The following is a 15,492-nucleotide window of genomic DNA, read 5'->3' on the forward strand; positions in this document are numbered from 1 at the left end:
TCTGATATTTTTAAATCTAATTCTTATCTTTTTGACCTAGACGGAAAGGACAGGTTTTTCTGCGCTTTATATAAGGATTCAATTCTGGCAGGCCCTGAAAAGCTGAGTCAGGATTCTATATCTTCTGTTTTTCCACTCCAAACTATTCCTGTCAGCTTGCAGGTATCAACAAGTTTTTCCAAAATTCGTGAACCTATAAAGAAAATCATGTATCAGATATTGCTTGTTTCCTCCATCTCTATATTGTTGCTGTCTGTATTTTTTTCAGTAATAACATCCCGAAATCTCATCAGGCCACTTCTTTCACTTGAGGATGGAATAAAACAAATAAGTATTGGTAACTGGGAAAATCTCAAAATTAATGTTAGAGATCCTATTGAGATTCAGTTTCTTAGCAAATCGTTCAATTCGATGCAGGAATCTCTCAGAAAAAAAACTCTTGAGCATGAAGCCAGCAACTTCGAACTTAAAAAGGCAAATACAGATTTAATCAGTACACAGAGACAGCTGGTACATAGCGAGAAAATGGCTTCCATTGGTCAGCTTGCTGCTGGAGTAGCTCATGAGATAAACAATCCAACTGCTTTTGTGAGTACTAATCTTCATACAATGGTTGAATATTTATCGGTATATAAAAATCTGTTTCAGCAGATGGAAGAGTTGATTACTTGTATTGAAAACAAAGATGTAGAAGAAAAGAGTTTGACAGTAATAAATAAGATAGAGAGCATGAAAGAAGAAGAGAATTTCCCTTTTATTCTTGATGATGCCTTTCAACTGTTGGAAGAATCCATTGACGGAGCTAACCGGATAAAGAAAATTGTACTGGATCTTCGTAATTTTGCACGACCGGAAAGTCATGATGCCCGGTTGGCTAATATAAATACTGCAATTGAAGATGCTCTTCGTCTGACCAGTAATGAACTTAAATATAAATGTGAAATTGTAAAAGAGCTGGGAAATCTTCCGGATATTTTTTGCAGGATTGATCAGATTACTCAGGTTTTTGTGAATCTTTTTGTCAATGCTGCTCATGCCATAAAAGAACACGGTAATATTACAATTAAATCGTGGATAGAAACAGATTCTATTTTTATATCGGTATGTGATGCAGGAACAGGTATTGATAAAGAGAACCTGGATAAATTGTTTGATCCGTTCTTTACTACAAAGGATGTAGGAGAAGGAACTGGTCTGGGACTGGCTATCTCTTATGGGATTATAGAAAAGCATGGTGGAACAATTAAAGCAGAAAGCACTCCCGGTAAGGGAAGCTGTTTTCATATTATTCTGCCTCAAAAAAGGAATAGTATATGAGTGAAGAGAATTGTGTTCTATTTGTAGACGATGAAAAAGACGTTCTGAGTTCATTACTAAGGCAGTTTCGTAAAGCTGATTTCAAAATCTATACTGCTGTCGGCGGGAAGGCAGCTCTCGAGATATTAGAAACAGAATCCGTAAATACAATTATTACTGATGAACGTATGCCTGGAATGAATGGTCTTGAACTGCTGCAGATAGTGAAAAAGAAATATCCCGATATTATTAGAATGGTATTAACCGGTTATGCTGACAGCGGTACAATTATAGATGCAATTAATAAGGGAGAAGTGTACAGATTTGTATCAAAACCATGGAGTAAAGAAAAGTTGATAGAAATTATTGAGCAGGCATTCTCAAATTACAAGACATTACAACAAAATAGAAAACATATGGAAATAATAATAGAAGAGAATAATCAGCTGCATAAAGATATAGTTTTAAGAGAAAAAAATTTGGAGATATCCCGGGAAATTCTTGATATGCTTCCAATACCGGTTCTTGTAATTACTCATAAAGATACAATTGGTTTTTTTAACAATGAAGCAGATAAACTTTTAGATATCCAGTTTGATATTGACGATCCCCTGGATTCTGTTTTCCCGGAACACATAGCAGTAAAAATTCTACAGGGATTTAAAAAAAACGGAGGCCAAAGCTCTTGTATTTGGGAAATAGAGGGTAGGAAGTTGACATTGAATATTAGAGCTCTAAGGCCATCGGATTTTTTTCAGGGGTTAATATTTTTTATTAATTTAAAAGGAAAGGGTGTGTAATTATGACAGAAGAATCAATCATATTATTTATTGATGATGAAGCAAATATTCTTAATTCTTTAACTCGAAGCTTGTCCAAATGGATGAAAGAAGAAAAATTATCACCCAGGACAGCATCTTCTGCACATGAGGCTTTAGGCATCATGAAGGAAGTGGGTAATAAAATTTCAGTCATTGTTACTGATCAGCGAATGCCCGATTTAATTGGGAGTAAGTTAGCCGGAATAATTTCCAAACAATATCCTGATATTGCTGTCATTATACTATCCGGTTATTCGGATATGAGTGATATGTCATCTATTGTTAAAGCAGGAGTTTTTTCATTTGTTTCCAAACCATGGAACCTGGAACAACTGCAAAATGAAATTCACAAAGCTTATAATGTATATAATTTGCGCAGGGAAAACAGAATCCATAGAGAGAGATATATTGAGGAATTAAGACTCGGTGCAGAGTTTCAGAAAGCGATTCTTGGCACTTCTCCGCCTTTGAGTGAAAATATTGATTATTCTATTACTTATAGAGCTGTCTCTGATACAGGAGTAAGTGGAGACTATTATGATATAATTCAACTGGATTCTTATAGATTTATTGTTTTAATGGGGGATGTTTCCGGTCATGGTATCAAAGCTTCTTTTCTTACGGCTGTTTTGAAAACAATTATATATCCGGATTATATAAAAAATCTGAAAAACAATTTTTTTTCGCCATCACATTTCATGAATTGGCTAAACAAACGGATATGTGCTTTTCTGGATAAATTTACTGATATTTTTATTACATTCTCCGCTGCACTTGTTGACCTTTCCGGGAAAACCTTTGTTCTGGCTAATGCAGGGCAACCTCCTGTGTTTCTGGTAAGAAGCAACAAGGTTCTTCCGATAGAAACCACCGGACTGGTTCTGGGGGTAGATCCAAACAGTGATTATAAAGAGAACCGTGTTTCTATCCAGCCGGGTGACAGGCTGTTTTTCTGTTCTGACGGGATTTATCCTACAGGTAATAACACTTTAAATTTTGATATGAAAGAATTTATGGAAATTTTGCATAATAATTCTAAAGATATACACAACCATAAGAAAATTCTGAAGGATCTCAAAATGCTTATTGCAGATGCGGAATGGGATGATGATATTACAATAGTAAGTTTAAAAATATTGGAGGGATAATTTCTATATGGACATTTGCACCATGCACATGCATCATTCAACTCCCTGACGTCCTTGCAGGGACGAAGTCCCGACCAGGCAATTGTAAAAGATGGCATATCGAAAGATGTACACCTCCGTCCCTCTTTTCATATTTGTGAGTTCTATCAGTCTCTTGATAAAAGTAATATGCAAAAACTTCCGGCTGTTTTCCCTTTGCTTTTGTACAATGGGGATGCCAAATGGACTGCTGAATCTTCTTTTGAGAACCTGATTGAACCAACCATCCCAGGACGTTATGTCCCTCGATTTGAGTACTTCAAAGTACTGGAAAACGAATTTTCTCCTGATGTACTGTTTCAGATCCGTAATGTTGTTTCGGCAGTTTTTTACATTGAGAACTCAGGAATTGAGATGCCTTTCAAAAGAAGTCAAAAAGCTGTATACTATGGTAAAGGATGAGAAGATTGAGGTGATTGACCTTTTTATCCGCTGGTTTAATAATTATCTTGGTAATATAGGAAATATTGACGAAGAGTTTGAAAGTCTTTCGTCACTAAAGGAGGTATCGGGTATGCTTGCAACCTCACTGGAAGTACATGACCGTAAGATCGCAGATAGTGCAAGGCAGGAAGGTATAGAACGAGGTATTGAAAAAGGTAAAAAAGAAGGTCTAATGGATTCTGTTAATCGTTTGAGGGGAAAGGGGATTTCTATTTTGGAAATCTCTGAGCTACTGGATATTCCTGTAGAGGATATAGGAAAAGAATAATATCACAGAATATTCCGTCTTTTTTTGGTATAGTATCATCTAGCTTTTATGTTTTTACAAAGGTTAGATATTTCCTGTTAACAATAACAAGCATCACAGAAACTTATAGACCTTAAACAACACCATTCCAATACAAACTGACCGGCAAACTTCGAACAACGCGCGCATTGTCCGAAATTTTGCCTTGCTTTGGTTCCTTAATAGCACCGGACTGCGCATAGCGGAGGAACACGGCAATCCTTGGTAAACTTTTTGATTAAATAGGTACTATTTATTAAATTAGGTATTAAATTAGGTATTAATTATTGATGAGTACTGGAAAAGTGATGACAATAGAACGATTACTAAATAATCTTGATCAAATTCCCTCTGCGACAATGTGGCTTCTTTCTGATATTAGCGAGTATCGAGGAATGCAGAAAATGTTTACACGACAGATACCTCAGAAACTTAAATCTTTAAAGGAATTTGCAATAATAGAAAGTGTTGTTTCTTCGAATAGAATGGAAGGTCTAATTATAGACCATAAAAGAATTAAACCCGTCATTTTAGGAGAGTCAGCTTTAAAAGATAGAGATGAAGAAGAGATAAGGGGATATCGCAAAGCTTTGAGCTGGATACATAAGGATTCTGAAAACCTTTCTGTATCTGAGGGTACATTGAAAGACTTTCATAAAACATGTCGTGGTGAAATATGGGATTCTGGTAAATACAAAGAAAGAGATGGAGATATAATTGAGACATATCCAGATGGGAAATCCCGTGTTCGTTTTATTACAGCATCTGCTGCTAAAACTCCGGAATTGATGTCCAATCTGATAACGGCATGGGATCTATTAAAAACAGATAGAAATATTCACCCTTTAATAGGTATTTCTCTTTTTAATCTCGATTTTCTTTGTATTCACCCTTTTCGTGATGGAAATGGGCGTGTTTCAAGATTGTTCTTACTTCTTCAGGCTTACCACTTTGGATATGAAGTGGGTAGGTATATCAGTCTGGAAAGAGTAATTGAAGAAAATAAGGAAAGATATTATGAAACTCTTGAATTATCATCCATAGGCTGGCATGAAGGAACAAATAATCCCTGGCCTTTTATTAATTATATGCTATTTATTATTAAGTCTGCTTACAAGGAATTTGAGAACAGAGCTTCACATATGGGACCTGAACGTGGAGAAAAAACAAAAATCATCAAAGATACAATCGAAAAATTTTATGGAAATTTTACTGTAAATGAAATTAGAATAAATTGCCCTGGAGTCAGCATTGATCTTATAAGGAAAGTTTTAAAAGACATGAGTAAAGATAGGATAATAACAAGTACCGGCAGAGGCCGGGGTGCCAGCTGGCGAAAAGTATAAGCCAATATCCTCGAAGATGTACACCTCGTCCCTCTTTTCTCTGATATTTTTAAATCTAATTCTTATCTTTTTGACCTAGACGGAAAGGACAGGTTTTTCTGCGCTTTATATAAGGATTCAATTCTGGCAGGCCCTGAAAAGCTGAGTCAGGATTCTATATCTTCTGTTTTTCCACTCCAAACTATTCCTGTCAGCTTGCAGGTATCAACAAGTTTTTCCAAAATTCGTGAACCTATAAAGAAAATCATGTATCAGATATTGCTTGTTTCCTCCATCTCTATATTGTTGCTGTCTGTATTTTTTTCAGTAATAACATCCCGAAATCTCATCAGGCCACTTCTTTCACTTGAGGATGGAATAAAACAAATAAGTATTGGTAACTGGGAAAATCTCAAAATTAATGTTAGAGATCCTATTGAGATTCAGTTTCTTAGCAAATCGTTCAATTCGATGCAGGAATCTCTCAGAAAAAAAACTCTTGAGCATGAAGCCAGCAACTTCGAACTTAAAAAGGCAAATACAGATTTAATCAGTACACAGAGACAGCTGGTACATAGCGAGAAAATGGCTTCCATTGGTCAGCTTGCTGCTGGAGTAGCTCATGAGATAAACAATCCAACTGCTTTTGTGAGTACTAATCTTCATACAATGGTTGAATATTTATCGGTATATAAAAATCTGTTTCAGCAGATGGAAGAGTTGATTACTTGTATTGAAAACAAAGATGTAGAAGAAAAGAGTTTGACAGTAATAAATAAGATAGAGAGCATGAAAGAAGAAGAGAATTTCCCTTTTATTCTTGATGATGCCTTTCAACTGTTGGAAGAATCCATTGACGGAGCTAACCGGATAAAGAAAATTGTACTGGATCTTCGTAATTTTGCACGACCGGAAAGTCATGATGCCCGGTTGGCTAATATAAATACTGCAATTGAAGATGCTCTTCGTCTGACCAGTAATGAACTTAAATATAAATGTGAAATTGTAAAAGAGCTGGGAAATCTTCCGGATATTTTTTGCAGGATTGATCAGATTACTCAGGTTTTTGTGAATCTTTTTGTCAATGCTGCTCATGCCATAAAAGAACACGGTAATATTACAATTAAATCGTGGATAGAAACAGATTCTATTTTTATATCGGTATGTGATACAGGAACAGGTATTGATAAAGAGAACCTGGATAAATTGTTTGATCCGTTCTTTACTACAAAGGATGTAGGAGAAGGAACTGGTCTGGGACTGGCTATCTCTTATGGGATTATAGAAAAGCATGGTGGAACAATTAAAGCAGAAAGCACTCCCGGTAAGGGAAGCTGTTTTCATATTATTCTGCCTCAAAAAGGGAATAGTATATGAGTGAAGAGAATTGTGTTCTATTTGTAGACGATGAAAAAGACGTTCTGAGTTCATTACTAAGGCAGTTTCGTAAAGCTGATTTCAAAATCTATACTGCTGTCGGCGGGAAGGCAGCTCTCGAGATATTAGAAACAGAATCCATAGAGAGATATATATTGAGGAATTAAGACTCGGTGCAGCAGCTGTTGCTCTTGTTGAAGAATACTTTTTAAAGCAGAAAATAATGTCTGAGATTTTTATTATGGATAAATCCAACCGGATTTTGTTTTCATAGTCTATAAATTATATTTACTAATTTTATTGTAAAGTTGTCTTCTGGACAATCCCATCAGTTCGGAAGCATATTTCCTATCATTATTAGTTAGTGCAAGCATCTTTTGTATATGTTCCCGTTCAGTGTTTTCTATTTGTAGTTTTAAGTTATTACTATCGATAATTGATTTTGATAATTTCTCAGTGCCATTCAACTGGGATTTGATTGAAGTTATTGTGTTTTCTCTTATTTCAAGCGGCAGATCTGCTTTTACTATTGAAGATCCTGTTGATGATATATATGAGCGGGTTATAATATTTTCCAGTTCTCTGATATTTCCCGGGAAGTAATATTCTTCAAGGATTTTAATGGCTTCAGGTTGAATACTCTGAAGTTTTTTTCCATATTTCTTTGTAAGTTTCTTAAGAAAATGTAGTGCCAGCAGTGGGATATCATCCTTTCTCTCTCTAAGAGCAGGTAAATTAATTGTAACAACATTTAGCCTATAGTACAGATCTTCTCTAAACTTCCCTTCTTTAATATATTCCATCAGATTTCGATTTGTGGCTGCAACTATTCTGGCATCTGTATGAAGTGATTCAACTCCGCCAACTTTTTGATAAACACCATCCTGAATAGTACGAAGGAGTTTTGCCTGAAGTGCTATATCCATATCCCCAATTTCATCCAGAAAAAGAGTTCCTCCATTGGCAAGTGAAAATTTCCCCTCTTTTGCCTTAATAGCATCTGTAAATGCTCCCTTTTCATGACCAAACATTTCGCTTTCAAGAAGAGTAGATACAAGACCTGCACAGTTTACTTTAATAAGTGGTCCGTTTCTTCTTTGTCCGGAATAATGTATTAAATCTGCAATAAGTTCTTTACCTGTTCCACTTTCTCCCAGAATTAAAATATTGAAGTCTGTATCCCGAACTGCATTGATGGTTTTTTCCACTTCCTTCATTGTGGAATTATTGGAAATAATTTGATTCCCTGTATGAGATGCAAGGGATAATTGGCGCTGAAGAGAGATAATTCTACCTTCCATATTCAGTTCATTAATTATTCGTTTAAGTATTACTTCCAGCTCCTCAAGTTCGAATGGTTTTGTCAGATAGTCATAGATTCCCTGTTTTATAAGTTTGACTGCTTCTTTAATATCTGTATAACCGGTCATAATAATCGTATATGTATGATTTCCGGAATCTATTATCTTTTGGATAATCTCCTGTCCACTGATATCCGGCATTTTCATGTCTATTAAAAGAATCTGGGGCTTTAGATTTTTTAACTGCAACAAACCAGCCTTCCCTCCAACAGCGATTTCCACCTGAACTTCATTTGCGATTGATGATCTTCTAATCCCTCTCTGCAGACTGGAGAGAATAGCCATTTCATCATCAATAATTAATAATAATACAGGTTTCATATGTCAGACTCTTTCATTATTTTAATATAATCTATTTTCAGTTAGTGGGCAATTTTTGTCCATTCTGTGCAATTTATTGCACACAATATTTAACACTTAAAAATTTTGGAATAATCTTATAATAAATTCATTGCTTTTAAATGAGGATTTTCAAGATACAGTGTTTTGTCAGAAAGAGGGACACCGTCATTAGCATGATTATTCATGTTTCCGGAGATAAAAACCGGCATATTATCGCTATCAGATACAATACATCCTGTAATTCAATTTTATTTGTTATAGGTTCATAAGTCAATAAAAAATTCCCCCCACAGTATAATAAAAGTGGTTCGTAAGCGACTTTGTCCCGAATATCTTTGATATTTTTATTGATTAGCTGCAGGAAATAGAAGAATTCAGAATGCCGGCGATAACATCCTGCACGTGTACGACAATTCTTTCTCAATTCATAACCAAATACTTATTGTAATCGAACCCGGAGCCAAAATGTTTATGTGTATATAATTATAACTTTGTTTAAAAGGGTGTAATGTTGGCACACTATATGCATGAATATATAGTGAACAGCAGTTCTTTGACAGAACAGAGAAGGATATTTCAGAGATAAGATCGGCAGTCATAACGGCATCTTGCTAAAAACTGCTCCGTAGGAGCAGATGAATAACCATAAATGATGAGGAAAACAAAATGAAAAAAATAATAATTTTAATGTTACTGGCTTTAATAGCAACCGGAATGGCCTTTGCCGCAGAGACAGATTCGATCACAACCGATATCAGCCTGACTGTAGACCCGCAGATTATTGCACATAAACAGGCCGACATTGTGATGAATGTACCTGTATTGGACGCCTCCGATGCAGGAAACGGTGCTCTTGCTGAAGGGGCTGGAAGTATTGGATACTTTGATTCCAATGCCTCGACAACCTTTTCATTCCAGGCAAGCGCGCTTGATAATGAGGCTTCCGGTGGTGATGATGTAATGACAACCAGGTATGTTGCAAGCTTTTCAGGATTCGGCGGTGACGCGGTAGTTCCATATGAAAGCGGCGATGTAGAGAACCCGGATCTAGACGATTTGGAAGGCACAAGGACCATTGTCCCGCACAGCGGAAGAATCGATATAGATTTATACGTTGAAGCCGACGTAGAGTGGGAAGATGATGCCGGATTATACGGCTCACAATTTGTAGTTACTGCTGTTGTTAATTAAAAACTTCGGCCGTTTTGACTGATCGATCTTCTGAAATATTCATCTGCTTTGTTCCTGTTAAAATCCAGAATGGAGAAGTTGATAAATGAAATCGAACATACAGCTAATTATAATAACAATCATATTTGCAGCTTCTTCAATGGCAATATCAGCTGATGGTTTTCAGTCAGATATACACCTTGGGATTCCCCCTTCCATTATTGCCCATCCGGCCGGGAACACAATCTTCATTTCTTCATCGGTTCTTTCTTCGTCTCCGGCAACAGCTATTGCGGAGGGTGAAGGCTACATTGGCTACTTCGACTGTAATATGCCTGCCACCCTCTCATATCAGGCAAACAGCCCGCATAGTTCTCAGGAGCCGAATCCAGATATAATTCCCACTGTCTATGACCTCAGGCTTTACGGCCACGGGGGTGACGATATTTTCTACACAAGCCCCTCTGTTGAGCAGAAAGATATTATTCTGCTGCCGGGGTCTACTTCAATAACCTCCACAACAGGGGAAATACATGCGGAGCTTAATGTCAGTGCTGAAGTGGGCTGGGAGCATGATGCCGGTGAATACACAGCGGTTTTCATTATAACTGCTGTACAGATTGGAGGAATCACTATTGAGGAAGTAAATCTCTATAAAAGTTTTTTCGCGGAACGGGGGCTGCCTGATCCGGCTATAATTGCTCCTGGGACAGACCCTAATCTTTATCTCAGCAGTGATATATCCATGAGTTCGATCTTCATCGGCGAGGGGGCGGGCTACAGAAACCGCGCCGGATATTTCCTGTTCGGCGACTTAGAGGAGCCGCTTCCGGGAACCATGTCTGTTATCTATGAAAATGCCTCGATGGCCGGTTCCGGAGGACAGCTGATGCCGGGAGATACCGCGCCTGTCGGCATATTTAATTCAGATAATAATATCGGGTTTTGGCTTCAGAGCAACGGCTACAGTAATCCGAGCAGTCCGTACTACTATACCTTTGACAATTCAAATTCAGACAGCCTGAGGCATGCTGCAATTTTCTCGGACATAGAGAGGGAGCGGATCATCATCGGGTGGGAGGACCTTCCCGGCGGCGGAGACAAAGATTACAATGATGTTCTTTTTGCGCTGGATATCTCGCCGTTTTCAGCCCTCGATCTGTCTAATATTCCGGATGTAAGCGAGCTGGGAAATCAGGGAGGACCAGATGACTAATAAATTATTCTTAATAACTATATCGATCATGCTTTTTCTTGCACCAACAGCCCATGGGTTTCAGGTAACCCCGGCGTCAAAAGCTATTCAGCTTGGGCAGGGACAGCAGGAAACTATCACTATCCGTCTTGTCGGGACAAAGACCGAGAAAGTTATGCTCTACCTCGGAGACTACATAATCGACAGACGGGGCACGGTAGGCTTCGAAGCACCTGAGGAGGGTGACAGAAACTCCGCTAAAGAGTGGATCTCACCCCTCACAACAGCAGAGGAAGTCACCTATTACGACACAATTGAACAAAAGATGGTCACCCGGAGAGCACCCGTTGTTAATCTTAACGAAGGCGAGGTAAAAGAAGTTTCTTTCCGCCTGTCTCCCCCCATTGACGCGAAGGGCGAGTATTACGCAACCCTCCATTTCCGTGATATTACGCCTCTGGAAGCAGATAACAGTGACAGGCCTCAGGTTGCAGTATATTTTGCCATAGCGGCACGGCTGAGCATTCATATAACAGGCAGTTTCATTCCTGTGAAAAACGGCAGTGCCTTCGACGGTGAAGTATATCAGGGAGAGGGCAGTACAAGACTGTTTTCGGCATTCAGAAACTCAGGGAATGTGCATCTGAATGTAAAAGGAAAAACATTCATCAGAAGGAAAAGCGACAGCCGGATATTTGCCGAGATAGAGCTGACTCCGGCCGGCTCGCAGCCCGACGGCAGTGCGTTCATCCTCCCAGGAAGCCTCCGGGATTTCGAAGGCTTCCTGAGCCGGCCGCTGCCGGCCGGAGACTACATTGCCGAGACAATCTACGACTACGGTTCGTACATTATGCCGAAGCAGGCAGTGGAGTTCACTGTTAAGGAGAATGCAGACAGAGGAGATTTTCAGGCTTACAGCTTTGAGCCGAAAAATATCAATATATCAGCTCAACCGGGAAGAACTGAAATTCAGAAGCTAACGATCTACAATATGAGCGCTGAGTCGATCACACTTAAAATACTTAACGAGGAAAATTGGATAACTGTGCTCAACCCTGATATTTCCATTCCCGAGGGAAGTTTTCGGAACATTGGAATAATGTCGACATTGCCGGAAACGATTGAACCCGGCAGCAGCGTTCATCCACTGCTTATAAGAGAACTCCCGGACGGACTGAGCTCAGAAGTTCCTGTTGCTGTCGGCAGGGATTGAGGAGGATGACATGAAAACAAAAAACGGTAAATTGTTGATACTGATTCTGTCTCTCGCGGCGCTGATTTTCAGCGGCTGTGCCACTCAAATGCAGAGCACCATCGAGGTGCCGGAGCTCGTAATCTCCGGGCGCCTGCCCGGCAGCCCGGATCCGCTGCTTAAAGAAATTAGTGACAGGATGATGGAGTCAGAAGAGCCCGGTCCGCTTGTCAGCGGCAGTTATTTTGACACCGATATAAGAGCTATACTGATGGAACTGTCGGCGAAAACCGGGATAAAACTTATTCCCGATCAAAGCGTGCAGGGAATGTTGACTCTGTCATTTGCCGAGATGAGGCTTGAAGAGGTTCTTGACATGATCCTCTATTCAGGCGGATGGGCCTATAAGGAAGAAAACGGATACTATCTGATAGGAAGTGCTGATCCGAACAATCCCGCATCAGCAAGACTGATGGTTACCGAGAGCATTATCACAAACAGCGCCGCTGGTGATGTCAGAAAGGGGCTTCCGGCGATGTATCAGCCCTTTGTTTCCATCCCGGATTCAGCTGGACACCGCATTACAATCAATGCCCCGGAGACAATCCTGTGGAAGATAAAGCAGGCAGTAAGCGCGGTGGATGTAGCAAAGAAGCTTATAGCGGTCAATGTTGTTGTTGCGGAGGTTACCATCACCGAAGGAATGGCCGTCGGCCTTGACTGGGGAGAGCCTATTCTTTCTATAGATTCAGCAGCCGGCATTGAAGCGCAGACGGGCGCGCGCGCCCTGATGACAGGCTTTATCGGAGCAGATCTCTCCATCGCCCTTCTGGCAATGGGGAAATCAGGCAGTGTTGATATCCGCGCAAATCCGAAGATCGTAGTGCTTGACGGAGAGTCGGCAGTTGTAGAAATTGTCACAAACCAATATATGCCGATTATCGACAGCAGCGACAACCTCTCATCGACTGATGTAAAGGTAATCAGTTCAGGTATCAGCCTAACGGTTCTGCCGCGGATTACCAGAGACGGCGAAATACTGCTTCAGGTAGAGCCGATTGTAAGTGATCAGAGCGGTATCGCCGGTATCAACGGGCTGCCTGTTATTAACACCAGGCGCACAAGTACCATAGTAAAACTTAGATCAAAGGAAACCTTCATGCTTGGTGGTCTTATCGAGGAACGCCGGCAGACGAGCGTGCGTAATGGGAGCTACAGTAAGGACAACATCAGAAAGGAACTGATAATATTCCTGACTCCGGAAATTCTGTGAAGCAGTTACAAAAAATATTTCTTAATCTTCCGATAGAGGGTCGCTTCTCCGATATCGAGGAGCTCGGCCGCAGCCTTTCGGTTCCCTCCGCATTTTTCAAGAGCATTCATGATGAATATTCCATGATCTAGATGTTTAAATAAATCAATACATTAAAGCTGTCATTTTGATAATAATTTTACCAGTTATCATATTATAAATGGTATCAATTCCCGCAATTTGGGTTGGCATGATTATTGCATGTATATAGATGATAACACAAGGAGGATGATATGAACAACAAAAAATCAAGTATTCTTTTATTTTTGGTAATCTCTTTTTCCTTGTTGGTTATCGGCTGTTCCGGTGTACTCTTTGATAACCCCTCGGATTCCGTTGATACTTCAACAGCAGATACCCTGTCAGGTGACTGTGCAATTACCGCATTTACCATAAACGGGATAAATGGTGCAATTGATGTAACGGATATCAGTCTGACTCTTCCTTATGGCACAGATTTAACGGATCTTGTTGCATCCTTTGTGACTAGCGGACAAAACGTTACAGTCTCTGAAGTAGAACAGATAAGCGGCCAGACGGCCAATAACTTCAGCATTCCTGTAGAATACACCGTTTATGCGGAAAACGGCGATACGGAAATTTATACAGTTACAGCTTGTTCTGAACCTGAACCTGAACCTGAACCTGAACCTTATCATCCAAATACAGTATCCTTCTGGAAATTTGATGAGAATAGAGGTGTAACCGCGTATGATTCAATCGGTAGTAATGATGGAGTAATTCACGGAGCGAGCTGGGCGAGTGGGCATAATGGAAGTGCATTAAGTTTTGATGGTGTGGATGATTATGTACAGACCACTAGCGGTAATGGAATTGATGTTCATGGTCAAGCATTAACCTTGGAAGCATGGGTTAAGTGGACTGTTGATCCAAGTACTCAAGCGAGCTGGGCAAATATTCTTTTTAAAAAAGCCGATTCTACTTGGGGTCCCCATTATCAATTACAACATAATTCTGGAAATCGATTTTTTGAATTTGTAGTGTCTACCGAAAATAAAGTTAATGCTTATATACAATCCAGTACCTCTCCTCAAGAAGGAGAATGGTATCATGTTGTTGGAGTATATGATGGATCTGAAATTCTTATATATGTAAATGGGGTTTTGGAAAACTCTAAGACAGTTGTTGGAAATTTATTAACAGGAGAAAATAATCCTCTTTATATTGGCTCAAATCAAAATGCTGGAAGATATTTTAATGGTGTTATTGATGAGGTGGGAATATATAACAACGCGTTAAATGCGTCAGAAGTTTTGGCCAGATATAATGTAGATTCCTTGCCTTATGAGAGTGAAACTGTGGATTTAGTCTCGGAATGGGATTTGAATGAAAATTCAGGATCTGTGGCAACAGATTCTGTTGGAGATAATGATGGAACTATTTATGATGCGACTTGGACAGAGGGAGTTGATGGAAGTGCGTTAAGTTTTGATGGAACTTGGGATCATGTTGATGTTAATTTTAATAATAATAATTTTGATTTAGATAAATATACTATTTCTGTTTGGTCGAAAGTAAATGATTGGAGAAATTATTGGGATGGGATTTTCTCTATTTATAATAGTCATGAAGATAGAATCAATTTTGAAATTGGGAATGACAATACAGTCCGTGCTTATTTGAGAACAAATAATCAATATCAGTTTTCAATATCTTCTGATCCTATTGTTTTAGAAGAATGGAATCATTTTGTTTTGTCTGTTGATACACAGGAGAAATCGGCTAGTTTTTATCAAAACGGAGAGCTAAAAGGAACAGCAAGTAATTTTGATTATCCAAGTGTTACACTTGATAATTTTGATATAGGTAGGAGAGACTCTACTGGCAATAATCTTAATGGATTAGTTGATGAGCTGAGAGTTTATAACGGAATTTTGGAGGCTGATGATATTCTCGAAATTTATAATTCAGTTGAAAATCCAAACGAAGAGGAAGAAGAAGAGGAAGAAGCTTCACTGGCTGTTTATTGGATGACCGGATATGACACACATAATGTGTATGGGTATGATTCTAACTGGGAATATACCGGGACAAATGTAAGCGCTAATATCTCCCCGTGTTGACTGATCGTCTATGGGATGAGTTCTTCTTTATCAATGTTCCATGGAAGCAATTGTTCCAGATCCTGATTAGTATTGGCCAGTGGAATTTTCTCAAATATAT

General features: G+C 39.1%; 15 protein-coding genes. 13 read left to right on the plus strand and 2 right to left on the minus strand.

What is annotated here, in order from left to right; all coding sequences use genetic code 11:
* The 8 genes from DV872_RS24455 to DV872_RS26705 form a co-directional block, all read left to right on the plus strand.
* Positions 1 to 1,317 (plus strand): sensor histidine kinase (locus DV872_RS24455; RefSeq protein ID WP_216664447.1); only part of this gene is annotated, 1,317 nt, incomplete at its 5' end.
* Entirely contained in the window at positions 1,314 to 2,096 is a 783-nt protein-coding gene (locus DV872_RS24460) for a response regulator (protein ID WP_114632599.1), read from the plus strand. The genes DV872_RS24455 and DV872_RS24460, both read left to right, overlap by 4 nt.
* A 2-nt stretch (positions 2,097 to 2,098) precedes the next feature.
* A complete protein-coding gene (locus tag DV872_RS24465) occupies positions 2,099 to 3,265 on the plus strand; it encodes a SpoIIE family protein phosphatase (RefSeq protein ID WP_114632600.1) in 1,167 nt (388 codons plus the stop codon).
* Positions 3,266 to 3,280: 15 nt separating this feature from the next.
* Complete coding sequence (locus DV872_RS27045) at positions 3,281 to 3,706, plus strand: Rpn family recombination-promoting nuclease/putative transposase (RefSeq protein ID WP_171832170.1); 426 nt, start codon at positions 3,281 to 3,283, stop codon at positions 3,704 to 3,706.
* Positions 3,693 to 4,016 carry a hypothetical protein gene (locus tag DV872_RS24475; protein ID WP_114632602.1) on the plus strand — a complete coding sequence of 108 codons (324 nt, stop codon included), beginning with the start codon at positions 3,693 to 3,695 and terminating at the stop codon, positions 4,014 to 4,016. The genes DV872_RS27045 and DV872_RS24475 overlap by 14 nt, the downstream gene beginning before the upstream one ends.
* 308 nt (positions 4,017 to 4,324) lie before the next feature.
* Complete coding sequence (locus DV872_RS24480; RefSeq protein ID WP_199563536.1) at positions 4,325 to 5,380, plus strand: Fic family protein; 1,056 nt, start codon at positions 4,325 to 4,327, stop codon at positions 5,378 to 5,380.
* 246 nt (positions 5,381 to 5,626) lie between these two features.
* Positions 5,627 to 6,736, plus strand: a complete 1,110-nt coding sequence (locus DV872_RS24485; RefSeq protein WP_114632604.1) for a sensor histidine kinase — start codon at positions 5,627 to 5,629, stop codon at positions 6,734 to 6,736.
* A complete protein-coding gene (locus DV872_RS26705) occupies positions 6,733 to 6,903 on the plus strand; it encodes a hypothetical protein (RefSeq protein WP_158547165.1) in 171 nt (56 codons plus the stop codon). The genes DV872_RS24485 and DV872_RS26705 overlap by 4 nt, the downstream gene beginning before the upstream one ends.
* Positions 6,904 to 7,011: 108 nt before the next feature.
* Here the strand turns inward: DV872_RS26705 and DV872_RS24490 are convergent, their stop codons facing one another.
* A complete protein-coding gene (locus DV872_RS24490; RefSeq protein ID WP_114632605.1) occupies positions 7,012 to 8,418 on the minus strand; it encodes a sigma-54 dependent transcriptional regulator in 1,407 nt (468 codons plus the stop codon).
* Positions 8,419 to 9,105: 687 nt separating this feature from the next.
* On the opposite strand from DV872_RS24490, the gene DV872_RS24495 reads away from it, so the two are divergent.
* The 4 genes from DV872_RS24495 to DV872_RS24510 all read left to right on the plus strand — a co-directional run bounded on the left by DV872_RS24495 (position 9,106) and on the right by DV872_RS24510 (position 13,269).
* Positions 9,106 to 9,630: a hypothetical protein gene (locus DV872_RS24495; protein WP_114632606.1), complete on the plus strand. Its 525-nt coding sequence runs from the start codon at positions 9,106 to 9,108 to the stop codon at positions 9,628 to 9,630.
* 85 nt (positions 9,631 to 9,715) lie between these two features.
* Complete coding sequence (locus DV872_RS24500) at positions 9,716 to 10,825, plus strand: DUF4114 domain-containing protein (RefSeq protein ID WP_114632607.1); 1,110 nt, start codon at positions 9,716 to 9,718, stop codon at positions 10,823 to 10,825.
* Complete coding sequence (locus tag DV872_RS24505; RefSeq protein WP_114632608.1) at positions 10,818 to 12,017, plus strand: hypothetical protein; 1,200 nt, start codon at positions 10,818 to 10,820, stop codon at positions 12,015 to 12,017. Before DV872_RS24500 ends, DV872_RS24505 begins: the two co-directional genes overlap by 8 nt.
* Positions 12,018 to 12,123: 106 nt before the next feature.
* Complete coding sequence (locus DV872_RS24510; protein WP_158547166.1) at positions 12,124 to 13,269, plus strand: type II secretion system protein GspD; 1,146 nt, start codon at positions 12,124 to 12,126, stop codon at positions 13,267 to 13,269.
* A 5-nt stretch (positions 13,270 to 13,274) separates the two neighbouring features.
* On the opposite strand, the gene DV872_RS27340 is transcribed toward DV872_RS24510, so the two are convergent.
* Complete coding sequence (locus DV872_RS27340; protein WP_114632610.1) at positions 13,275 to 13,379, minus strand: helix-turn-helix domain-containing protein; 105 nt, start codon at positions 13,377 to 13,379, stop codon at positions 13,275 to 13,277.
* A gap of 162 nt (positions 13,380 to 13,541) precedes the next feature.
* Here DV872_RS27340 and DV872_RS24520 point away from each other — a divergent pair, with 162 nt between their 5' ends.
* Positions 13,542 to 15,392, plus strand: coding sequence for a LamG domain-containing protein (locus tag DV872_RS24520; RefSeq protein WP_114632611.1), 1,851 nt, complete (start codon positions 13,542 to 13,544; stop codon positions 15,390 to 15,392).
* Positions 15,393 to 15,492 lie beyond the last annotated feature (100 nt).

This window comes from Oceanispirochaeta sp. M1, from assembly GCF_003346715.1.
Taxonomy (GTDB): domain Bacteria; phylum Spirochaetota; class Spirochaetia; order DSM-2461; family DSM-2461; genus Oceanispirochaeta.